Here is a 21557-nt window from a genome sequence, read left to right as displayed (position 1 = left end):
CGGGTTCTTTCACGCGAGTACGCGGTGCGCCAGCGCCGGCAGGCGGGTGCGCACCGACTGGATCAATGTCGGGTCTATTTCGGCGAGGATCACGCCCTCGCCCTTGTCTATTTCCGCCAGCACGCGCCCCCACGGATCGATAATCATCGAATGGCCGTGGGTCTTGCGGCCGTTGTCGTGTTCTCCGCCCTGCGCGGAGGCCAGCACATAGCTCTGGTTCTCGATCGCGCGCGCGCGCAGCAGCGGCTCCCAATGCGCCTCGCCGGTGGTGGCGGTGAAGGCTGCCGGCAGAATCATCAGATCATAGGGCGACAGCTGGCGGAACAGCTCGGGGAAACGCAGATCGTAGCAGATACCGAAGGCCATCTCGGCAAAGCCGAGGTCCGCCTTCACCGGCTGCTCGCCCGGCCGGATGGTATTGGATTCGCAATACGTCTCTCCCAGGCCGGAAAAGCCGAACAGGTGGATCTTGTCGTAGCGGGCCCGTACCTCGCCATTCGGGTCGAACAGCAAGGTGGTGTTCAGCACCCTCTGCGGCTCCGGGCTGCGCAAGGGCACGGTGCCGGCCGCCAGCCACACGCCGTTCTCGCTCGCCATCCGCGCCAGCGCCCGCTGGATGGGGCCGTCGCCGTAGGCCTCGCACACAGCCACCTTGTCGGTTTCCTGTTTTCCCATCAGGCAAAAGTACTCGGGCAAGACCACCAGCCGCGCGCCTTTGGCGGCGGCTTCCGCCACCCAATGCGCGGCGCGCTGCAAATTGGCCGTCACGTCGGAGCCGGACACCATCTGCACCGCCGCCGCCAGGAATTTTTGCTTCATGGTTTTCCCCCTTTGTTCTGATGTATCGGACCGATCGCCGTGCGCACCACTTTAGGATCCCGCAGCGAACCGCTCACTTCGTAATCCACCGACAAGATGCGTCCCACCGGATCGCGCAGCACTTTCTGCGCCGCCAGCGTGGCGATGCCCACCACCGGATTGAGCAAGGCCGCGCCCGCCGCCAACGCCACGCTTTCCGCCAAGCGCGGCATCACATGAACTTTCAGCGTCTGGGTTTCCTTGCCCAGATCCAGCTCTCCGGAAATCGCCACGTCGGCGCCCGGCCCCTTCATTTCCACCTTGGGAGACGTGAACAGGCCGTTCCGCGCCTGCGCCTCGCCTTTCAGGCTATCAAAGGCGAAACCGTCGCTGAACACATCGGTGAAGTCCAAACGGATGCGACGCGGCAGCGATTGCAAACTGAGCGCGCCCAACAGCTTGACCACGCCCGGATCCACTTTGGCGAAGCGCCCATCCTTGAAGTCTAGCGCCAATTCGCCGGACACCTTGGCCAAATCCAGATCGCCCAAGCCCCCGGGCCAATTCAAGCGGCCGCTGAGCGAGCCTTGGCCGTTCCGGAAAATCTCGCCCTGGCCCAGCCGCGCCAGCAGCTTGCCGGCGTCGCTGACATTCAATTCAAAACGGGCGTCGACATTGCCGGCGCCGCGCGCATCCGAACGCACCGTGGCTTTCAGCGTGCCGTCGTTGGTCGTCAGCCGCAACGGCGCCATCTGCCAGACGCTGCCGTCGCGACGCGCTTCCAGTTCCAGCCGCCCCACCGAGCGCCCCTGCAACACCAATTCGCCAACGCGCACCTTCATCTCTGGCAGCTTGCGGTTCAGCATTGAGGTCTCGCCGCCGGACTTGGCCTCGGTCGCGCCCTCCTTCTTGTCCGCCGGCAACGTCAAGGCCAGTCGGCTCAGATTGGCTTGCAACAAACCGTTGCCTTCCGGCCGATAGCTGGCGTCGCCGCTCATCTCGTTGGAGCGTAGCTGTATGGTCCAAGCCTTGGACAATTCACGGTTGCCCAGCCGGGCATTGACCTTGTGCAGGCTCAGGCCCGGCAATGCCAACTCCGGCGTTTCCAACTCCAGCTGCAAGGCAGGCAAAGCCGACAAGGCTCCCGGCCCGCCGCCTCCGCTGGATTGCGCTGCGCCGTCGGCCAGTTTCAACCAATCATCCAACACCACCCGGGGCTGCGCCACCCGCACCGTCAGTCCGGACGCCGCCGGCTCGCCCGGCGCGCGTCCCACGCCCAAGGCGCCGGCCTGCAAGTCGCCGTGCTCGTTCAAACGCAAGCGTCCGCCTAGCATGCCGTCCAGGCTGAAATCCAGCCGCAGGGTCTGCGCGCCGCGCATCTGCTGCGGCCGCAACTGTAGTTGCAGCGGCAAAGCCGTCGCCGCGGCCTTGGCCAAGGGCGGCGGCAAGTCGAAGGCGGTGCCCTGCAGGTCCGAGGCCACCGTCAGGCTCTCAAGACCTTGCTTGACGACGAACTGCGCGCGATAGCCGGACTTGCCCGCCGCTTGCTCCGCCAGGGCTGGCAGATATTGCTTCAATACTTGGCGAGAATCAGCCTGGCCTGCCAGTTCGAAACGCATGCGCTTGTCGGCTCCGGTGCTGGCCTTCAACTGGAACGCGCCGCCGAAGCCGCTGAACTGCAGGCCGGGGCTGTCCACGCCGCGCTCGGTGAAGGTCAACCGGCCGCGGGCCTTGCTCAGCGGAGGAATCGGCAAGGATTTGAATTGCAGGGCGTTGTCGGCAAAATGAAGATCGCCGCGCACCCCCACGCCCTGCTCGCCCGCCAGCGGTATCGCCAGCTTCAGGTCCAGGCTGGCATTCCCGCCGGCTTCGATCTGCCCGGTAAAACCGTCCAGCCAGCCGTCTACCGGGCTTTGCGTGGTGAAGGCCAGCATGCGCTGCAGGCGGTCGGCCGCGCGGCCCTCCACCGCCAGCATCGGCACGTCGGCGCCCAGATTGTTTATCACCGCCTTGACGCCGCTCAGCGGCACGCCCACCGTCGTGGCGCGGCGCGCGTTCACTTCCATCCGCTCGTTGCGGAACAGCAGTTGGGCGTCGATGTCGTCGATGCGAGGCCAGCCGGGCTGGTAACTGAGGCGCGCCCGTTCCACCTCGGCCTCCACCAGAAACTCGCCGCCCTTGCCGCCCGCAAAAGGGAACTGGTCCAGATCGCCGCGCAGCTTCATCGTAGCCTGACGCAGCTGCCCGCCTTGCAAGGCCTGGCGCAGCCAGCGCAAAGTGTGCTCGCCCACTTCATGCGGCAGGTATTCCGCCACCCTGGCCGCCGGCACCCCGGCGATGCTGGCGCGCAGATCCGCGATGCCTGCGCCTCCGCCCTGATGCCGATAGCTGCCTTGCAGGCTGCCGGATAGATCCGCGTTGGAGAAGGCGACCTGACGGAAGTCCAAAGCCACCGCCTGCCCCTGCCGCTGCCAGCCCACATCGGCGGTCAGCTTGTCGAAAGCCAGCGGCGAGACGAACACCGACGGATAGCTAACCTGGGACTTCCCGGTATCCAACTGCAAGCGGCCGCCCTTTTCATCAAAGCTGATCGCGCCGCTGACCCCGGCCACGCCAGGCAGTTCATCAAACGGCTGCCAAGCCAGCTTTTCAAAACGGGACTTGAGTTTGAAGGCCCTGGGCGCTTCCAGCGCGCCTTTCCAGCTGACGGTCAGGTCGTGCAAGGCGCCGCTGGGCGAAAAGCGCGCGAACAGCGGGTTGCGATCGGCGCCCAGCGCGTGGATGAAGGGCGTTAGATGGCTGAGGTCGACGTTGTCCAGCGTCAGTTGACCGAAGCCCTGCTCACCGTAGCGCCACTCGCCGTCGATATTGGAGTTGTCGAAAGCCAGCCCGCTGGCGCTGGCCAGGCTCAGCCGGCTGGCCTTGACCTTATAGCTGCCGCTGAGCTGACGCGTCAGTTGCAACTCGCCTTGCAGACGCGGCAACACCAGTTCGTGCGAATCCGGGGGCGTGTAGGCGGCGTCGTGGACGTTGACGCTGGCTTTCAAGGCGTCGATGGCGCCGTCGGAGAAGGACATTTCCACCGTGCCGCTGCCCTCTCCGCTGCGCAACATGCCCAGCTGCTGCAAATAGCGCGTCCACGAACCCGCCCGGGCGCCGTCCAGCGCCACTTTGATCGAGCCCGACCACTGCTGCCAGGCGGCGATGTCGTCGCCGCGCCAGGAAGCGGTCAAATCGAAACCCTTGCCCAGTGACGCCGCCGGCTGGCCGGAAAGCTTCAGTCCGTGGCCGAACAGACCCGCGCTCAGTTTGAGCTGGCCCTGACTCAGGTCCAGCCTCGGCAGCCCCAGCAGTTCATCCTGCCAGCTCAGCCGCGCATCGATGATCTCCAGGCTGGACTGGCGCAGCAGCCAGTTGCCAAGACCGCTGCCCGCGGGGCCGGAACTCAGGTCGAAGCCGTTGAGATAGATCACGCCCTGGCGCGAACGCAGCAGTTCTACCGCCGGCCCCTTGACCACCACGCTGGACAAGCGCGGCTCCAGCGCCAGCAGCGAACGCCACGACGGTTCCAGCGATACCTGGCGCAAGGTCAGCGCCTTGCCGTCCTGCGGATTGGCGATGGTGACACCGCCCAGTTCAAAGCGCGGACCGACGGTCAGCCACTCGCCGGACAGGGCCGCCACCTGCACCGGCCGTCCCAGCGACTGACTCAGATAACGCTCCAGCGGCTGGCGAAACTGGTTCAGATTGGGCAATAACCAAAAAGTGAACGCGCAAAAAGCCACCAGCAGCAGCGTCAAGGCGGTGGCGACGGCCATTCCCAACAGCGCACAGGTCCGTTTCAGGACCTTGACCACATGGATATGGGACAGAACGGAGAATAGCTTTTCCAAATGCGGCAAACCGTTACAATGTGGCCATCAAGAATTGACATGCCGTAGGGGCCTATTATGCCAGCAAACACGGCCGCTGCCATTGCCCGCAGCCGCGAGTTCTCTCACTATCTGCAACGTTTGCTGACCGCCCAGCCCGCCGAGCTGGCCAGGCTGGAAAGCCGGCTGAGCCACCGCTTCGACGCCGCGGAGATGAACGCCTTCGCCGATTGGGAAGCGCTGACCGATGCCGAAAGACTGGCCCCGGCGCTGCGGCGGCTGCGGCAGGCCGTGGTGGCGCGGCTGATCTGCCGCGACCTCAACGGCCTGGCGGATCTGGACGAGGTGGTATCCACCATTAGCGCGCTGGCCGATTTCGCCGTCCAACGGGCCCTGGCCTCCGCGCGCGCCGGCCTCGCCCACTACGGGGAGCCAATAGGCGAGGACAGCGGCGAGGTTCAGCAACTGATCGTCATCGGCATGGGCAAACTGGGCGGAGGCGAGCTCAACGTCAGTTCCGACATCGATCTGATCTTCATCTACCCGGAAAGCGGCGACACCGACGGCGCCTCCCGCGGCGGCCGCTCCATCAGCAACCACGAATACTTCACCCAGGTGGGCAAGCGGCTGATCGCCCTGCTCAACGACGTCACCGCCGATGGCCAGGTATTCCGCGTCGACATGCGGCTGCGGCCCTACGGCGATTCCGGCCCGCTGGCGATGAGCTTCGCCGCCCTGGAAAACTACCTGCTGAGCCAGGGCCGGGAATGGGAACGCTACGCCTGGATCAAGGCCAGGCCGCTCAGCGGCGACGCGGCGGCGCTGGCCGACACGGCGCGCCCCTTCGTTTACCGCAAATACCTGGATTACAGCGCCTACGGCGCGATGCGCGACCTGCACGCGCAAATCCGCCGCGAAGTGGCCCGCCGCGATAGGGCTGAAAACATCAAACTGGGACCGGGCGGCATCCGCGAAGTCGAATTCATCGCACAAGTATTCCAGTTGATACGCGGCGGCCGCGACCGCAGCCTACAACTGCGCGGCACCCGCGAAACCTTGCGCCGGCTGGGCGAGCTGCGGCTGTTGGAGCCCGCCGCCGTCGACGAACTCCTGCAGGCTTACGCCTTCCTGCGCAATCTGGAACATCGGCTGCAATACCTGGACGACCAGCAAACCCAAACCCTGCCCGCCGGCGCCGACAACCGCGCCCGCATCGCCGCCAGCATGGGCTGCGCCGACTGGGACCAGTTCATGAACCGGCTTAACCAGCAGCGCCGCAAAGTCACCCGCCACTTCGAGCAAGTGTTCATCCTGCCCACCGAGGGCGCTACCGACCACCCCCTGGCCGATCTGTGGCGCGACATCGCAGACGAGTTGCCGGTGGAGCGGCTGCGGCGGATGAGCTTCGCCGAGCCGGAACAAGTGGCGCGCCAGTTGCAAAGCCTGGCCCAAGGACAGCGCTACCAGCAGATGCCGTTAAACGGCCGCAAGCAGTTCGACCAACTGATGCCCGCCTTGATCGAGGTCGCCTCCCGCTTCGACAACGCCGATGCCACGCTGACGCGCATCATCGCCTTGATGGAGGCGATCAGCCGCCGCGCATCCTACCTGGCGCTGCTGACAGAATACCCGCAAACCCTGCAACGGCTCGCCTCGCTTTATTCGTCCAGCGCCTGGGTCTCCGGCTACCTGACCCGCCATCCCATCCTGCTGGACGAACTGCTGGACGCGCGCGTGCTCTACGCCACGCCGGACTGGCCACAACTGGCGGAACAGTTGGAACAACAGCTGCGCCAGGCCGACGGCGACGTGGAAGCCAAGATGGACGCGCTGCGCCACTTCCAGCACGCGCAATCCTTCCGCCTGGTGGCGCAGGATTTGGCCGGCATGTGGACGGTGGAGGCGCTGTCCGACCAGCTTTCGCTGCTGGCCGACATCGTGCTGGCCGCCACGCTGCGCCACGCCTGGCTGGACATCCCCAGCCGCCACTGCGACACGCCGCGTTTCACCATCATCGGCTACGGCAAGCTGGGCGGCAAAGAGCTGGGCTACGCTTCGGACCTGGACCTGATCTTCCTCTACGACGACGAGCACCCGGACGCCGCCGAACTGTACTCGCGGCTGGCGCGCAAAATGTCCACCTGGCTGACCAGCGCCACCGCCGCCGGCGTGCTCTACGACATCGACCTGCGGCTGCGCCCCAACGGCGCCAGCGGCCTGCTGGTCAGCTCGGTCAATGCCTTCCGCCAATACCAGGAACAGCAGGCATGGGTCTGGGAACACCAGGCGCTGACCCGCGCCCGCTACGTGGCAGGCGACGCAGACGTCGGCGCCCAATTCGAACAGGAACGCCACGCCATCCTCACCCGCCGGCGCGAGCTTAGCGTGCTGCGCGACGAAGTGCTGGCGATGCGCCAACGCATGCTGGACAGCCACCCCGCCCGCGACGAAGACCCGAAAAACGCGCGCGGCGGCATCATAGACATCGAATTCATCGTCCAATACCTGATCCTGGCCCATGCCCACGCGCTCCCGGCGCTGACCGCCAACGCCGGCAATATCGCCTTGCTGGCCACAGCAGCCGAGGCCGGACTGATCCCCGCCGCCGACGCCGAAGCGGCGCGCAACGCCTATCGTCACTATCGCCGGCTCCAGCACGCCGCCCGGCTCAACGAAAAACAGACGGTCACGCCGGACGCGGCTTTGCAGCAGGACTACAGCCTATGCCGATCGCTGTGGCGGCTCGTATTCGAGCAAGCGCTCAATTTTTCCTGACAAACGGTTCACAGCGTCATAAGGGCGAGATAAACTCATTGGATACGGTCGGACAAGATCCGACCCTATCCGCAAAGCGAAAACACAATATTGGAGAACACCAAGATGTCGATGGCTGATCGTGACGGAAAAATCTGGTATGACGGCGAACTGGTGGACTGGCGCGACGCCACCACCCACGTTCTGACCCACACCCTGCATTACGGCATGGGCGTGTTCGAAGGCGTGCGCGCTTACGAAACCCCCAGAGGTCCGGCCATCTTCCGTTTGGAAGACCACTCCGCGCGACTGTTCCGCTCCGCCAAGATCCTGGGCATGACGCTGCCGTTCACGCCGGAACAGATCAGCCAGGCCCACCTGGACGTGGTCAAAGCCAACGGCCTCAAGTCCTGCTATTTCCGCCCCATGGCCTTCTACGGTTCCGGAAAACTGGGCGTGGCGCCGCTGAAGAACGATGTCCGCGTAATCGTGGCCGCCTGGCCCTGGGGCGCCTACCTGGGCGACGAAGGCCTGGAAAAAGGCATCCGCGTGAAGACCTCCTCCTTCACCCGCCACCACGTCAACATCACCATGTGCAAGGCCAAGGCCAACGGCAACTACATGAACTCCATCCTGGCCAACAACGAAGCCACCGCCGACGGCTACGACGAGGCCTTGTTGCTGGATGTGGACGGTTTCGTGGCGGAAGGTTCCGGCGAAAACATCTTCATCATCCGCAAGGGCAAACTGTACACTCCTGACCTGACCAGCGCGTTGGAAGGCATCACCCGCGACACCGTGGTGCACATCTCCAAGGAAATGGGACTGGAACTGATAGAAAAGCGCATCACCCGCGATGAAGTCTACAGCGCGGACGAAGCCTTCTTCACCGGCACCGCCGCCGAAGTCACCCCGATCCGCGAGCTCGACAGACGCGCGATCGGCGACGGCAATCGTGGTACCATCACCGCCGAAATCCAGAAGCGCTACTTCGACATCGTCAAAGGACTGGATGCCGAACACCAGCACTGGCTGACCTACGTCAACTAAGCAAGACGAGCCGCCCGCGCGGCGGCTCCGCAAGGAATACAGAATGGCTGAACAGAAAGAAAACACTCAACGCGTGATCGAAGTCACCCAGCACGACCTGCCGCTGCATTGCCCGATGCCGGACATGGTGTCCTGGAACTCCCACCCGCGCGTGTTCCTGCCCGTGCACAAGACCGGCGAAGCGCTGTGCCCCTATTGCGGCACCCGCTACAAACTGAACGGTCCGGCAGGCGGCCACCACTGAGCCTGGCCCCGCGCCGGCAACGCAGCTAAGGTGTGGCGCGAGCCGCACCTTTTTTGCTTGCCCGGCAGCCTCCGTCTGCAAACCCAAGCCGGGCCGCCGCGACCCGGTTTCGGTTTGCAATCGGAACATCTGCAATGAAGAAGAAAATCCTCGTCATCGGCCCCTCTTGGGTCGGCGACAGCGTCATGGCGCAACCGCTGTACCAAAGGCTGCACCAACGCCACCCCAATCTAGAGTTGCACGTATTCGCGCCGGCCTGGACCCTGCCGCTGCTGGCGCGGATGCCGGAAGTGGCCAAGGCCCACCTCAACCCCTTCGGCCACGGCGCCCTGCGCCTGGGCGAACGCTGGAAGGTGGCCCGCCAGCTGGCGGCCGAACGCTTCGACCAAGCCATCGTGCTGCCCAACTCGCTGAAATCCGCCTTGATCCCTCTGTTCGCCGGCATCCCCTTGCGCACCGGCTTCCTAGGCGAATCGCGCTACTGGATTCTCAACGACGCGCGCGAACTGGACGAACAGGCGCTGCCGATGATGGTGGAACGCTTTTGCGCGCTGGCCGAAGACAAGGGCGCGCCGCTGCCGCGGCCGCTCAGCCATCCTCGGCTGGCGCTGACCAATGCCAGCCAGCAAGCGGCGCTGGACAAACTGAAGCTCGACGCCAGCCGCCCTGCGGTCGCCTTCTGCCCCGGCGCCGAATACGGCCCGGCCAAACGCTGGCCGGCCCGACACTTCGCCCAGCTGGCGCGCCGCTTCGACGCCGCCGGCTACGCGGTATGGTTGTTCGGCTCCGGCAAGGACCGCGAAGTGGGCGACGACATCAGCCGCCTTTCCGGCGGGCTGGCCGTCAACCTCTGCGGCGCCACCGGCCTGGAAGAAGCGATAGACCTGATCGGCCTGACCCGGCTCGCCGTCTGCAACGATTCCGGCCTGATGCATGTTGCTGCGGCGCTGGACAAACCGCTGGTGGCGCTGTACGGCTCCTCCAGCCCCGATTTCACGCCGCCGTTGTCGACGCGGGCCGCCATCGTCTCCCTCAACCTGGACTGCAGCCCCTGTTTCGAGCGGACCTGTCCTTACGGTCATACCGATTGCCTGGAAAAAATGGAGCCGGATCGGGTCTGGCAAGCCGCGCTTCCGCTGCTGCCCGTCCACTCCCAAGAAAAAACACAATAATGAGCACAGACAACACCGCACCCGTCGAAGAAAACAGCCGCCGCATGGAACTGGTCCGCGCCGCGGCGATACTGTTCCGCGACCAGGGCTACGAACGCACCACAGTGCGCGACCTGGGCAACGCGGTCGGCATGCAATCCGGCAGCCTGTTCTACCACTTCCGCACCAAGGAAGAAATCCTGGTCGCGGTGATGGCCCTGGGCATCACCAGCACCACCGAGCAATTAAAGCGCGCCCTGGACGAAGCCGGATCGCCGCGAGCCAAGCTGGCCGCGCTGTTCCGCGTCCATCTCAATTCTCTGCTGGGGGACAATCAGGCGGCGCTGGAAGTGATGCTGTACGAATGGCGCAGCGTGTCCGCTGCCGCCAGGCCCGGCCTGATCGTGCTGCGTGACCGCTACGAAGCGCTTTGGCAACAAGCGCTGGACGAGGCCGCCGCCGCCGGACTGGTCAAACCCGACACCGCGCTGCTGCGCCGCACCTTGCTGGGCAGCCTGCATTGGTCGGTGCAGTGGTACCGCTCCGAAGGCCCGCTGAGCGTGGATCAGCTGGCCGAACGCATGTTGGATTTGGTATTACTGCCACAAACCTGACCATTGGACCAGAAAAAATTCGGCAATCCACCGAAAAAGATTCTAGAATCAGCGATATAGGGCAACTGGGCTCTATACCGTCCTGGGCGACGGCAACGGCAACCACGGTTTGGAGAGAGCGATATGGCAAGCACCGGCAGCATAGGCAGCCTCAACTCTCTGCAGCAATTGCAATCGCTGCAGAACACGCGGCCTGAGCAAAAGACGCTGGAAGAACCGCGGTCCGCCACTCCTGCGGTTTCACAGCAAAACGTCAGCCAGGCCGCGGTCCGGCAAAACCCCGACACAGCCCGCGTCGAGCAGCAACTGCAACGTCAGTTGAACACCGCGCAGGCCAATGCCGCGCAAACCCGCAACGGCGACCAGCAACGGGTTAGCCAGGAACAGGCCCAAACCGCCGCCCTGGCCAGCTCAGCCGCTCCGGCCGCCGCGGCCAACGACACCCCGCGGGCTCAACAGCGCGCCGCGGAAACGGCAAGCGCCAATCGCGCCGCCAGCGCGCCGCCGGCGACGCCTCCGCGCCCGACCACGGTGCCGGCGGCCAATGAGCAGCAAGCCGCCAACAATCAAGCGGAACAGCAGACCAACCAGACCAACAACAATGCGGTGGCCCGTTCCCAGCAACAGAACGCCAGCGGCCAATTAGCGGTCACTCAGTACCAGACCACCCAGTCCCTGCTGCAGAACAGCCCTTACCGGCCGCGGGTCTCGGAAGTGGCCTGACGCCACCCTCACAAAAAACGGCAATCCCAAAGGATTGCCGTTTTTTTTTGCCGAACGCGTACTCAGCGTGTAACGCTCCGCAACGCGCGGCAGATCGTGAACAGGTTTTTAGACTTCGCCGGTTTTGCGCCCCGGCCGCCACAACACGTCCGGTTCCCCGGCCTGCCGGTTCAGATAACGCGACAGCACAAACAGCAGGTCGGACAGGCGGTTCAGATAGCGGCGCGCCGCGTCTGACACTGTCTCCTGCTGCGCCAACGCCACCACTGCGCGCTCGGCGCGGCGACACACCGATCGGGCTTGGTGCGACAGTGCGGCCGCCCTGCAGCCTCCGGGCAGGATGAACTCTTGCAGCGGCGGCAAATCCTCGTTGAGGAAGGCCACTACAGCCTCCAGCGCCTGCACGTGCTCGGCGCCCAAAGCGCTGTAGCCGGGCACCGCCAGCTCCGAGCCCAGATCGAACAAATCGTGCAGGGTCTCGGACAGCCAGGCTCTGGCCTCGTCCGGCAGCGTTTCCGCCAGCAACACTCCCAGCACCGAGTTCAATTCGTCCACCTCGCCCAACGCGCGGATGCGCAAGCTGTCCTTACCCACCCGGCTGCCGTCCCCCAGACCCGTGCTGCCGTCGTCGCCGGTCCTGGTGACGATATGCGACAATCGATCACTCATCGCGTTTCCCATCCTTTTCAATCTTGCCCAAAGAGTTGATTGTCTGACGCAGACTCTCCTTCAAGGCTTCGCCAAACAGCATCTCGTAATCTTCCTTGAGCTGATGCATTACGCCCGACAGCATCTGCTTGGCCTGCAGCTCCAAAGCGTCCTGCAACCACAGCGACAGTTCCACCTTCATCCGCGGCAGCATTTTTTCGTACATGGACTGCAGCAAGGCCTGTTCGTCTATCACCGCCACCGTGCCCGGCGGCGCATTCACCGCCTGAGGCGCCATCATCGCGGCGGCCGCGGCGGCCGAAGCCACCTCGGACACCTTCAAGACCTCCACGCCGCGCGCCGTCGCCGCCTCGGAGACCGGCCCCTGTTCCGCCTCGCCCGCCGACGACTCCGCGCCGACGGCAAGCGCCAAGCCTGCGGCTGCCAGCGCCCCGGCTCCCGCCGCCAACTCCGCGCCCCCCATTCCACCCATCTCGGACTCGGACTCAAACACCGTCAGTTCGGGTATCTCGCCCTCGGCCATAGCCGGAGCCAGCGACTCGGGCTCGACATCCTCCAAGAACATTTCCGGCTCGGCCGCTACCGGCTCCGGCATGGCCGCCGTTTCGGTGGTTTGCTGCCCCAGCACGTCCTCCAGCAAAGGCTCGGCAGCCGCTTCGGCTACCGGCGGCTCGGCAAACACAGCGCCCAGCTGCGGAACATCCAGTTCAGCAACTTGTGGCTCCAACGCCTCGTCCCGCACAGACTCTGCCGCCACTTCGGCTTCCGCCGGTTCCGCAAACGCAGCGTCCAGATGCGGAACCTCTGATTCGACGACTTTCGGCTCCAGCACTTCTTCCGGCACAGACTCTGCCGCCGCTGCGGCCTCCGTCTGCTCGGCAAACGCATCGTCCAGCTGCGGAACCTCTGATTCGACGACTTTCGGCTCCAGCACTTCTTCCGGCACAGACTCTGCCGCAGCTTCGGCCTCCGTCTGCTCGGCAAACGCATTGTCCAGCTGCGGAACGTCCAGTTCAGTAACTTGTGGTTCCAACGCCTCGTTCAGCACAGACTCGGCCACCGCATCGGCTTCCGCCGGTTCCGCAAACGCATCGTCCAGCTGCGGAACCTCTGATTCGACGACTTTCGGCTCCAGCACTTCTTCCGGCACAGACTCTGCTGCCGCTTCGGCCTCCGTCGGCTCTGCAAACGCAGCGTCCAGATGCGGAACCTCCAGATCTGCAGCTTGCGGCCCCAGCGGCTCGTCCAGCACAGGCTCAGGCGCCGCTTCTTTCGCTGGTTCCGCAAATGCGGCATCCAGTTGCGGAACGTCCAGTTCAGCAACTTGTGGTTCCAACGCCTCGTTCAACACAGGCTCAGGCACCGCTTCGGCTTTCGCCGGCTCGGCAAACACTGCATCCAGCTGTGGAACGTCCAGGTCTGCGGCTTGTAGCTCCAGCGCCTCGTCCAGCACAGGCTCGGCCACCGGTGCGGAAAACGCGGAATCCATCATCGGCGCATCCGCCTCAACGGCTTCCGGCATCGCCATGACGGGCTCCGTCTGCAACCCCGCCAGTGCCTGGTCGATCTCGGCCAGCAAGGGCTCCTCTCCCGGCACGTCAAGCTCAGGGACGGCGGAGGACTCCGGCGAAATCATCCCATCGGGAAACGCCATCGCCGATTCAAACACCGCCTCGGGCGCTACGGCCGGCGCATCATCAAACGCCGGCGCGGGTTCCAGCGCCAACGCGGCCAGTTCATCCGCCTCGGGCGGCGCCAGGAAGGGGTCGGCGGCGTTATCGCCCTTAGGCGGCGCAAATGGCTCTGGGCCTTCCGCCGCCGCTTCCGGCGCGCCGACGGATGGGGCCTCGGCGGATTCCGGCCAGACGGGCACGGGTTCTTGCGCCGCGCTCTCCGGCCAACTCGGCAGCAAGCTGTCCACCTGGGTTTCCGGTCCGACTCCGCCGCCCAGCACGCCGGTGGGCAAGCTATCCAAGGAAATGGAAGTGAAAGGCGTCGGCGCGGATGGCTCGGCGGTTGGCGCCACCGCGTCCGGAATCTCTATACCAACGGGTTCCGGCTCAGCGGCCGCAAGCGCGGCGCCCCTTGCCGGCTCAGCTTCGGCCATTAGCGGCTCGGCAACGGGCGCCGAAGCAGGAACCGCCGCCGGCGCTTCTTCCGCGATAGACGCGGGTTCGTCAGCCACGGCCTCCGCTGCTTGCTCCTCGCCGGCCGGCTGCAACAAGAATTCGAAATCACCGGTCTCCGCCGCCGGCGGCTGCGCCGCTTCCGGCGAGGCCGCGGCGGGACTCCAACCTGGCAGCACTTGCTCGATGCCAAGCTCGGAGGCAGGTATGTCGTCCAGATCCAGCGACGGCAGCGAAGCCAGGTCCAGCAACGGTTCTTCGCCGGCAACAGGGGCGGCGATCAGTTCTTCCAGGCTCAGTTCGGGAATTTCCAACTCGGCGGGCAAATCCTGCGGCGGTTCGCCCAACTGGTCGGCCAGCGCGTCCAGTTCGCTGGAGAAATCAAAATCGGGAATGTCGATGACTTCGTCGCCCAAGGTAGGCACTTGCGACTCATCCACCACCTCGGTCAACACCGGCAGGTTGAGGCCGGACCAGTCAGGCTCTTTGGGCTTTGACGGCTCGCTCATGGTCACTTGTTGCTCATGTCGTGATGTTCGATTGCATAACCGCGCTCGCGATACGCCTTGAACCGCAGGCGCGCCGTCTCCAGCGACGCTTCGTCGCGTCCGACTATTTCCAGAATACGATCAAAGCGCTCCATCCGCTCCGGCAAATTCGATCCCAGATTCAACAAAACCGGGTGCTCCAACGCATCCGGCAGGCGGGCGGTCAGCCAGATCGGCGTGTCCGCCGCCTCGTCTGCGCCCAGCCGGCAGTGCGGCACGAAGCGGGTATCGCCAAAACTCCACAGCTGTCGGCTGAAGGTATCGAGCTGCTGCTCGCTGTCGAACCAGACCAGCAGCCGCTCCCCCTTGCGCATCACCGTGGCCGCCAGCAGGCAGGCGAAGCCCTGCGGATCGGCCACTTTGGTGTAAAAATCAATCCTGCTCATCGTCCACCGTTTCAGGGGTTTCACGGCGCGGACGGCCGCGTCGCACCACATTGCCCAACGCGATGTCCGCGCGGTCTTGCAGGAACTGCACCAGCAAAGGCACCGGACGCGCGGTGGCGCCCTTGTCCTTGCCGCCCTTCCAGGCGGTGCCGGCGATATCCAAATGCGCCCAATCGTAAGCCTTGGCGTAGCGCGACAGGAAGCAGGCCGCAGTGATGCTGCCGCCCGGACGTCCGCCGATATTCGCCATATCGGCGAACGGGCTCTTCAACATGTCCTGGTACTCGTCCCACAGCGGCATATGCCAAGCGCGGTCGGCCACTTCCTCGCCGGCGGCCAGCAGCTCGCGCGCCAGGCTGTCCTGGTTGCTGTACAGCGCTGTGGCGATATGGCCCAGCGCGACCACGCAGGCGCCGGTCAGCGTGGCCACGTCGATCACGGTGGCCGGGTCGAAACGCTCGGCGTAGGTCAGCGCGTCGCACAGAATCAGTCGGCCTTCGGCGTCGGTGTTCAGAATCTCGATGGTCTGGCCGGACATCGAGGTGACAATGTCGCCCGGCTTCAACGCGTTGCCGTTGGGCATGTTTTCGCAAGTGGGCACGATGGCAACCAGGTTCAGCGGCAGGTTCATTTCCACCGCGGCGCGGAAAGCGCCCAGCACGGTGGCCGCGCCGCACATATCGTACTTCATCTCGTCCATGCCCTCGCCCGGCTTCAACGAAATGCCGCCGGAGTCGAAGGTGATGCCCTTGCCCACCAGCACGATGGGCTTGTCGCCTTTGTCTTTGGCGCCATGATGGCGCAGCACGATCAGCCGCGCTTCTTCAGTGCTGCCCTTGGCCACGGACAGGAAAGAACCCATGCCCAGTTCGGCGATTTGCTTGGGGCCCAGGATTTCGGCGTCCGCTCCGAAAGCGGCGGCCATCTGGCGCGCTTCTTCGCCCAGATAGCTGGGAGTGCAAACATTGCCCGGCAGGTTGCCCAGATCCTTGGCCAGCCTCATGCCGCTGCCAATGGCCAGGCCGCGCTGCAAGCCCTTTTCGCCGTCGGCGAGATCGCTGCGGCGCGGTACCGCCAGCGTCAGCTTGCGCGGCTCTCGCACGGATTCGTCCACCTTGCTCTTGAAGCGGTCGAAACGGTACAAGGCGTCCAGCGTCACCACCGCCGCCTGCTCTATCATCCACTCTACATCGTGCTTCTTGACTGTCAGTTCGCTCAGGTAGCTGACCGCTTCCACCGCGGAAGTCTGGGTCAAGGCCTTGATCGAGGCCCGCACCGCCTCGCGGTATTCCTTGGCGCGGAACTCCCGCTCCTTGCCCAAGCCCACCAACATCACCCGGTCGCATAGGGTGTGCGGCACCGAGTGCAGCACCAGCGTGCTGCCCAGCTTCCCTTCCATGTCGCCGTGACGCAGCACGTCGCTGATGAAGCCGTTGGAGATGCGATCCAGCAGATCCGCCGCGAAAGTCAGCTTGCGGGATTCGTATACGCCGACGATAACGCAAGCTACCCGTTGCTTTTCCGGACTGCCGCTTTTTATGTTAAATTCCATTGAGAACTCCCGTGTAGAGCGAGTGTCTGTAGCTACACCTCTTAACCGGCCGTCGATGCGCAGGTAGAATCCTGACGGCCCGGCCTTCCGGTGAAGACGGATTTTGTTGTTGATTCCGAAATCGTCCGTTTTTGACGTTTCTGGATGGTCCCCGGAATTATCACAATGCTTTTCATGAAAAGTCAAAAAGGCACTGAATAAATGGTTTTTCAAAAAAGCCTGACTCGCGAGCTGACTTTGAGCGCATTAGGCGTTTTCATCGTGCTCCTGGCGATTATCGTTTCCACTCAGGCAGTCAATCTTCTGGGCCGCGCGGCCGAAGGACAAATGGCCAACGAGGCCGTTGCCGCGGTGCTTGGCTTCACCACGCTGGGCTTTTTCCCGGTATTGATGATTTTGACGGTTTTCGCCACCATTTTGGTGGTATTGACCCGTATTTGGCGCGATCACGAGATGGTGGTCTGGCTCAGTTCCGGCCTGTCTTTGAGCAATTGGGTGTGGCCGGTGATGCGCTTCACCCTGCCGCTGGCGATGCTGATCGCCGGCGTCACCCTGTTCATCGGGCCGTGGGCGGACCAACGCAGCCAAGACTATGCCGAACAGATCAAACGCCGCGAGGAGGTTTCCGCAATCTCCCCCGGCGTGTTCAAAGAATCCGCCTCGTCCAACAAGGTATATTTTATTGAGAACTACTCTGGCGAGCACGGCGCGGCCACTAATATTTTCATGCAGGAAATCACCGACGGCAAAGTGGCCACCATTTTCGCCAAATCCGGTTTTATTACCACTAAGCCGGACGGGGAGCGCGTGGTGGTGCTGGAACATGGGCAGCGCTATGTAGGCGAGCCGGGCAGCGCCAATTACGAGGTGGCGGAATTTCAGCGCTACACCGCCGGCATCGGCGAAAGCCAGCAGATGCCGGGCCCCTCCGGCAACCGCCAGGCCATTCCCACCGCCCAATTGCTGAGCCAGGACTCCGCCGACTACCGCGCCGAACTGGCCTGGCGGCTGTCGATGCCGATCAGTTGCGTGATTCTGGCGCTGCTGGCGATTCCGATGTCCTATTTCAACCCGCGCAGCGGCCAGACCTACAATCTACTGCTGTCTTTGCTGGTTTTCTTTGTTTATCAGAACGGACTGACCGTGGCCCGCAACTGGGTGGCCCAGGGCAAGGCCGGCGTCTGGCTGGTGCTGTTGGTGCACCTGGCCATGCTGGCGTTGGCGCTTGCGCTGTTGAGCTACCGCAACCGGCCGGCTCGTCCCATCGGCCAGGCCTTGTCCCTGCTGTTCCGGAAATCCTGATCCCGTCATGAAACTGATTCATCGCTACATCGTCGCCACTCTGAGCCAGGCGACCTTGTTCACCCTGCTGGCCCTGCTGGGCCTGTATGGCTTCTTCGACCTGCTGGCCGAAGTGCCCAACCTGGGCAAGGGCAGCTACACCCTGGGCAAGATGCTGGGCTATGTCGCGCTGCTGATGCCCGGCCACGCTTATGAGTTGATGCCGCTGGCGGTCTTGATCGGCGGCATGGTGGCGATGACCCAGCTGGCCACCAGCAGCGAATACACAGTGATACGCACCAGCGGGGTGACGCTGCCGCAAATCGCCGCCACGCTGCTGAAGTTCGGCCTCGGCTTCGCCCTGCTCACCGTGCTGCTGGGCGAGGTGCTGGCGCCGCGCACCGGCCAGCAAGCGCAAAGTCTGAAGCTGTCCGCCACCCACTCGATGGTGGCGCAGGAATTCCGCTCCGGTATTTGGGTCAAGGACAATCAGAACTTCATCAATGTTCATGAGATGCTGCCGGACACCTCGCTGCTGGGCGTGCGCATCTACACCTACGACAACGATTTCCGCCTGGTGCGCACCCGTTACGCCGAACGCGGCTCATTCTCCAAGGATGAGCAGCAATGGCGCCTGATCAATGTGCGCGAAACCACGCTGGGCGCGGATCAGTCGGTCAGCCGCCATTATCCGGAGCTGTCTTGGAAATCCATCGTCGAGCCTGAAATCCTGTCGGTGCTGCTGGTCGTGCCGGAACAGATGTCGGCCAGCGCGCTGCTAACCTATCTGGAGCACTTGCGCAGCAACAAGCAACAGACCCAACGCTATGAGATCGCGCTGTGGAGCAAGCTCTTCTATCCGCTGGCCTGTATCTCGATGGCCCTGGTGGCGCTGGCCTTCACCCCGCAGCAACGCCGCCACGGTCAACTGGGCATCCGTTTGTTCGGCGGCATCTGCCTGGGCATCGCCTTTCACTTCGTGAACCGCCTGTTCGGTCATCTGGGCCTGCTGTACGACTGGAACCCCATCTTGTCCGCCACGCTGCCCACTTTGCTGTTCCTGGTGGCCGGCGTCGCCATTATCGCCAGACAGGAAAGGCGCTGACATGAACTCGCCGGCCGCGGACTCCCTCGCCCAAATGCGCCAGGAACTGGCCGGCAAACGTCAGGCTTTGACCGAGCAATACCGTCAGCAGCGCAATCCTCAGGAATATCTGAAGCGGCACAGCCAGACGGTGGACGCCGCCTTGCAGGCGCTGTGGGCGCAATCCGGTCTGGACGGCGCCGCCAGCCTGATCGCCGTGGGCGGTTACGGCCGCGGCCAGCTTTTCCCCCACTCCGACATCGACCTGCTGGTGCTGCTGGACCAGCCACCGTCGCCGGAGCTGGGCGAACGCGTCGGCGCCTTCATCAGCCAGCTGTGGGACGTGGGCCTGGAGATAGGCCACAGCGTGCGCACTGTCGAAGAATGCCTGTCCGAGGCGCGCGGCGACATCACCATTGAAACCAATCTGCTGGAAAACCGACTCATCGCCGGCGATGCCGCGCCCTGGCGGCGCATGAGCGCGCTGCTGGACCGCCAGCGCGACCCGCTGGCCTTTTTCGAAGGCAAGACCCAGGAACAGCAGCAGCGCCACACTCGCCACTTCGGCGTCGGCAACAATCTGGAGCCCAATATCAAGGAAAGCCCGGGCGGCCTGCGCGACCTGCACACCATTCTGTGGATCAGCAAAGCCATCGGCCTGGGCGACAATTGGGACGCGCTGGTACGCCGCGGCATCCTGACCTTGGCCGAGGCGCGGCTGATCAAACACAGCGAACGCCAGTTGCTGGGCCTGCGCATCGAACTGCACCTGCTGGCGCGCCGGCGCGAAGACCGGCTGATATTCGATTTGCAACAGCAACTGGGCCGAGCGCTGGGCCTGCAGGACACACCGGCCAAGCGCGCCAGCGAACAAGCGATGCAGCTGTATTACCGCGCCGCCAAGACCGTTAACCAGCTCAACGGCATCCTGCTGCCCAATCTGCGCGGCAGGATCTACTCCCAAGTGCCGCGCGTCACTCAGAACCTTAACGAGCGCTTCTACTCGGTCAACGGCATGCTGGGCATCCGTCAGCCGGATGTGTTCGAGAAATACCCGTCCGCCATCCTGGAAGCCTTTCTGATGCTGCAGCGCAACCCGGAACTGAGCGGTTTCGCCCCGCGCATGCTGCGCGCGCTGTGGCACGCGCGCAGCCACATCAACGAACGCTTTCGCAACAACCCGCGCAACCGCGAGCTGTTCTTGCAGTTATTCCGAGAGCCCAACGGACTGACGCGCTGCCTGCGGCGGATGAATCTATACGGGGTGCTGGGCCGCTACCTGCCCAATTTCGGCCACATCGTCGGCCAAATGCAGCACGACCTGTTCCACGTCTACACCGTGGACGAGCACATCCTGATGGTGGTGCGCAATCTGCGCCGCTTCGCCAGCAGCGCCTTTACCCACGAATATCCGCTGATGTCCCGGCTGATCAACGACTTCGAGCGGCCGGAAACGCTGTACCTTGCCGGCCTGTTCCACGACATCGCCAAGGGCCGCGGCGGCGATCACTCGACGCTGGGCATGGCGGACGCGGCGGACTTTTGCCGCCAGCACGGCTTGCCGGCCGAGGATGGCGAACTAGTGGTCTGGTTGGTGGGCCAGCACCTGACCATGTCCAGCGTGGCGCAGAAGCAAGACATTTACGACCCGGAAACCGTGCGCCGCTTCGCCGAACTGGCCGGCACGCCGCGCCGGCTGACCGCGCTCTACCTGCTGACCGTGGCCGATATCCGAGGCACCAGCCCCAAAGTCTGGAACGCGTGGAAAGCCAAGCTGCTGGAAGACCTTTACCACGCGGCGATGCGCCAGCTGGTGCGCGGCGGCCAGCTAGACGTCGCCTCTGAGCTAGAGGAGCGCAAACACCAGGCCCAGGCGCTGTTGCGCTTGCACGCGGTGCCAAGCGGCGTGGAGGCCGCGCTGTGGCAGGAGCTGGACACTGTCTACTTCCTGCGCCACGAAGCCAAGGAGATCGCCTGGCACGCGCGGCTGCTCAACCGCTTCGTCCATGCCGACGGGCCGCTGGTGCGCGCCCGGCTGTCCGACGACCACGAAGGCATCCAGGTGCTGATCTACACCCGGGATCGCCCGGAACTGTTCGCCCGCGCCTGCGCTTTTTTCGGCCGCACCCACTACAGCATCGCCGACGCCAAGGTTTACACCACCCGCCACGGCTACGCGCTGGACACTTTCCACGTCTTCGTGCCCGAGCATCATGACGGCGATTATCGCGACATGATCAATTTCATCGAGTTCGAACTGGCCGAGTGCCTGCGCCAGGAGGGCGAACTGAGCCTGCCCGCCTCCGGCCGGATCAGCCGCCACCTCAAACACTTCCCAATCACGCCGCAAATCTTGATTCGCCCGGATGACAAAGCCAGTTTCTACGTGCTATCCATCGTCGCCGGGGACCGCCCCGGCCTGCTGGCGCGCATCGCCAAAGTGCTGTCCGACTACCGGATGAATGTGCAATCCGCCAAGATCATGACCCTGGGCAGCCGCGCCGAAGACTCCTTCCTGATCTCCGGCCCCGGCCTCAACGACGATAAGACGGTGCTGGCGCTGGAGAACGCGCTGATGGCCGCGCTAAGGCTCTGAGCAGCTCAAGCCAAGCCCATTCATTCGCTCCACTCATTGCTGACACCAGCAAACAGCATTGCAAACGTCATAAATTTGCGTTTTCCCTACAGTTTTCCCCACTTGCGCA

The 21557-nt window shown here is 64.1% G+C and carries 15 protein-coding genes; 9 read left to right on the top strand and 6 right to left on the bottom strand.

The features are described 5' to 3' along the window. Positions 1-9: 9 nt before the first annotated feature. Positions 10-819 (bottom strand): carbon-nitrogen hydrolase family protein, encoded by an 810-nt coding sequence (locus tag DXT74_RS12860; RefSeq protein ID WP_081573986.1) that lies wholly within the window; start codon positions 817-819, stop codon positions 10-12. Beyond that, positions 816-4691, bottom strand: coding sequence for a YhdP family protein (locus DXT74_RS12855; protein ID WP_194426147.1), 3876 nt, complete (start codon positions 4689-4691; stop codon positions 816-818). Before DXT74_RS12855 ends, DXT74_RS12860 begins: the two co-directional genes overlap by 4 nt. A 57-nt stretch (positions 4692-4748) precedes the next feature. Between DXT74_RS12855 and glnE the strand changes: the two genes are divergently transcribed. The 6 genes from glnE (at position 4749) to DXT74_RS12825 (ending at position 11206) form a co-directional block, all read left to right on the top strand. Then, on the top strand, positions 4749-7445 hold the full coding sequence (glnE, locus tag DXT74_RS12850; RefSeq protein ID WP_194426146.1) for a bifunctional [glutamate--ammonia ligase]-adenylyl-L-tyrosine phosphorylase/[glutamate--ammonia-ligase] adenylyltransferase: 2697 nt from the start codon (positions 4749-4751) through the stop codon (positions 7443-7445). Positions 7446-7550: 105 nt separating this feature from the next. Beyond that, on the top strand, positions 7551-8474 hold the full coding sequence (locus DXT74_RS12845; protein ID WP_194426145.1) for a branched-chain amino acid transaminase: 924 nt from the start codon (positions 7551-7553) through the stop codon (positions 8472-8474). A gap of 43 nt (positions 8475-8517) precedes the next feature. Next, the gene (locus tag DXT74_RS12840) at positions 8518-8718 is read left to right on the top strand and encodes a zinc-finger domain-containing protein (RefSeq protein WP_019104039.1); all 201 of its coding nucleotides are present in this window, start codon (positions 8518-8520) and stop codon (positions 8716-8718) included. Positions 8719-8852: 134 nt separating this feature from the next. Next, positions 8853-9890, top strand: a complete 1038-nt coding sequence (waaF, locus tag DXT74_RS12835; RefSeq protein ID WP_043641535.1) for a lipopolysaccharide heptosyltransferase II — start codon at positions 8853-8855, stop codon at positions 9888-9890. Then, entirely contained in the window at positions 9890-10483 is a 594-nt protein-coding gene (locus DXT74_RS12830; protein WP_194426144.1) for a TetR/AcrR family transcriptional regulator, read from the top strand. The genes waaF and DXT74_RS12830 overlap by 1 nt, the downstream gene beginning before the upstream one ends. 123 nt (positions 10484-10606) lie before the next feature. Next, the gene (locus DXT74_RS12825; RefSeq protein ID WP_194426143.1) at positions 10607-11206 is read left to right on the top strand and encodes a hypothetical protein; all 600 of its coding nucleotides are present in this window, start codon (positions 10607-10609) and stop codon (positions 11204-11206) included. Positions 11207-11314: 108 nt separating this feature from the next. Here DXT74_RS12825 and DXT74_RS12820 read toward each other — a convergent pair whose 3' ends face one another. The 4 genes from DXT74_RS12820 to DXT74_RS12805 are packed head-to-tail and all read right to left on the bottom strand — an operon-like array spanning position 11315 to position 16487. Next, positions 11315-11875, bottom strand: coding sequence for a cob(I)yrinic acid a,c-diamide adenosyltransferase (locus DXT74_RS12820; RefSeq protein WP_194426142.1), 561 nt, complete (start codon positions 11873-11875; stop codon positions 11315-11317). Further along, positions 11868-14510: a hypothetical protein gene (locus DXT74_RS12815; protein ID WP_194426141.1), complete on the bottom strand. Its 2643-nt coding sequence runs from the start codon at positions 14508-14510 to the stop codon at positions 11868-11870. Before DXT74_RS12815 ends, DXT74_RS12820 begins: the two co-directional genes overlap by 8 nt. Positions 14511-14512: 2 nt before the next feature. Beyond that, on the bottom strand, positions 14513-14935 hold the full coding sequence (locus tag DXT74_RS12810) for a DNA polymerase III subunit chi (RefSeq protein WP_039756731.1): 423 nt from the start codon (positions 14933-14935) through the stop codon (positions 14513-14515). Beyond that, the gene (locus DXT74_RS12805) at positions 14922-16487 is read right to left on the bottom strand and encodes a leucyl aminopeptidase (protein WP_114154845.1); all 1566 of its coding nucleotides are present in this window, start codon (positions 16485-16487) and stop codon (positions 14922-14924) included. The genes DXT74_RS12810 and DXT74_RS12805 overlap by 14 nt, the downstream gene beginning before the upstream one ends. Positions 16488-16688: 201 nt before the next feature. On the opposite strand from DXT74_RS12805, the gene lptF reads away from it, so the two are divergent. From lptF to DXT74_RS12790, 3 genes are read left to right on the top strand one after another with little or no spacing between them, the layout of a single operon-like run. Next, entirely contained in the window at positions 16689-17789 is a 1101-nt protein-coding gene (gene lptF, locus DXT74_RS12800) for an LPS export ABC transporter permease LptF (protein ID WP_043592120.1), read from the top strand. Positions 17790-17796: 7 nt separating this feature from the next. After that, positions 17797-18873: an LPS export ABC transporter permease LptG gene (gene lptG / locus DXT74_RS12795; RefSeq protein WP_043592119.1), complete on the top strand. Its 1077-nt coding sequence runs from the start codon at positions 17797-17799 to the stop codon at positions 18871-18873. A 1-nt stretch (position 18874) separates the two neighbouring features. Continuing rightward, on the top strand, positions 18875-21448 hold the full coding sequence (locus DXT74_RS12790; RefSeq protein ID WP_194426140.1) for a [protein-PII] uridylyltransferase: 2574 nt from the start codon (positions 18875-18877) through the stop codon (positions 21446-21448). Positions 21449-21557: the final 109 nt, after the last annotated feature.

The sequence above is a fragment of the Chromobacterium sp. Rain0013 genome (genome assembly GCF_015291765.1).
GTDB classification, from domain to species: Bacteria; Pseudomonadota; Gammaproteobacteria; order Burkholderiales; family Chromobacteriaceae; genus Chromobacterium; species Chromobacterium haemolyticum.
The sequence above is the reverse complement of the archived record's forward strand: the minus strand, read 5'-3'. Positions and strand labels throughout refer to the sequence as shown.

Coding starts and splice junctions, on each gene's coding strand:
- DXT74_RS12820 (WP_194426142.1), bottom strand. CDS start 11,875: ATGAGTGATCGATTGTCGCATATCGTCACCAGGACCGGCGACGACGGC.
- DXT74_RS12810 (WP_039756731.1), bottom strand. CDS start 14,935: ATGAGCAGGATTGATTTTTACACCAAAGTGGCCGATCCGCAGGGCTTC.
- glnE (WP_194426146.1), top strand. CDS start 4,749: ATGCCAGCAAACACGGCCGCTGCCATTGCCCGCAGCCGCGAGTTCTCT.
- waaF (WP_043641535.1), top strand. CDS start 8,853: ATGAAGAAGAAAATCCTCGTCATCGGCCCCTCTTGGGTCGGCGACAGC.
- DXT74_RS12805 (WP_114154845.1), bottom strand. CDS start 16,487: ATGGAATTTAACATAAAAAGCGGCAGTCCGGAAAAGCAACGGGTAGCT.
- DXT74_RS12815 (WP_194426141.1), bottom strand. CDS start 14,510: ATGAGCGAGCCGTCAAAGCCCAAAGAGCCTGACTGGTCCGGCCTCAAC.
- DXT74_RS12790 (WP_194426140.1), top strand. CDS start 18,875: ATGAACTCGCCGGCCGCGGACTCCCTCGCCCAAATGCGCCAGGAACTG.
- DXT74_RS12845 (WP_194426145.1), top strand. CDS start 7,551: ATGTCGATGGCTGATCGTGACGGAAAAATCTGGTATGACGGCGAACTG.
- DXT74_RS12825 (WP_194426143.1), top strand. CDS start 10,607: ATGGCAAGCACCGGCAGCATAGGCAGCCTCAACTCTCTGCAGCAATTG.
- lptF (WP_043592120.1), top strand. CDS start 16,689: ATGGTTTTTCAAAAAAGCCTGACTCGCGAGCTGACTTTGAGCGCATTA.
- DXT74_RS12840 (WP_019104039.1), top strand. CDS start 8,518: ATGGCTGAACAGAAAGAAAACACTCAACGCGTGATCGAAGTCACCCAG.
- DXT74_RS12860 (WP_081573986.1), bottom strand. CDS start 819: ATGAAGCAAAAATTCCTGGCGGCGGCGGTGCAGATGGTGTCCGGCTCC.
- lptG (WP_043592119.1), top strand. CDS start 17,797: ATGAAACTGATTCATCGCTACATCGTCGCCACTCTGAGCCAGGCGACC.
- DXT74_RS12830 (WP_194426144.1), top strand. CDS start 9,890: ATGAGCACAGACAACACCGCACCCGTCGAAGAAAACAGCCGCCGCATG.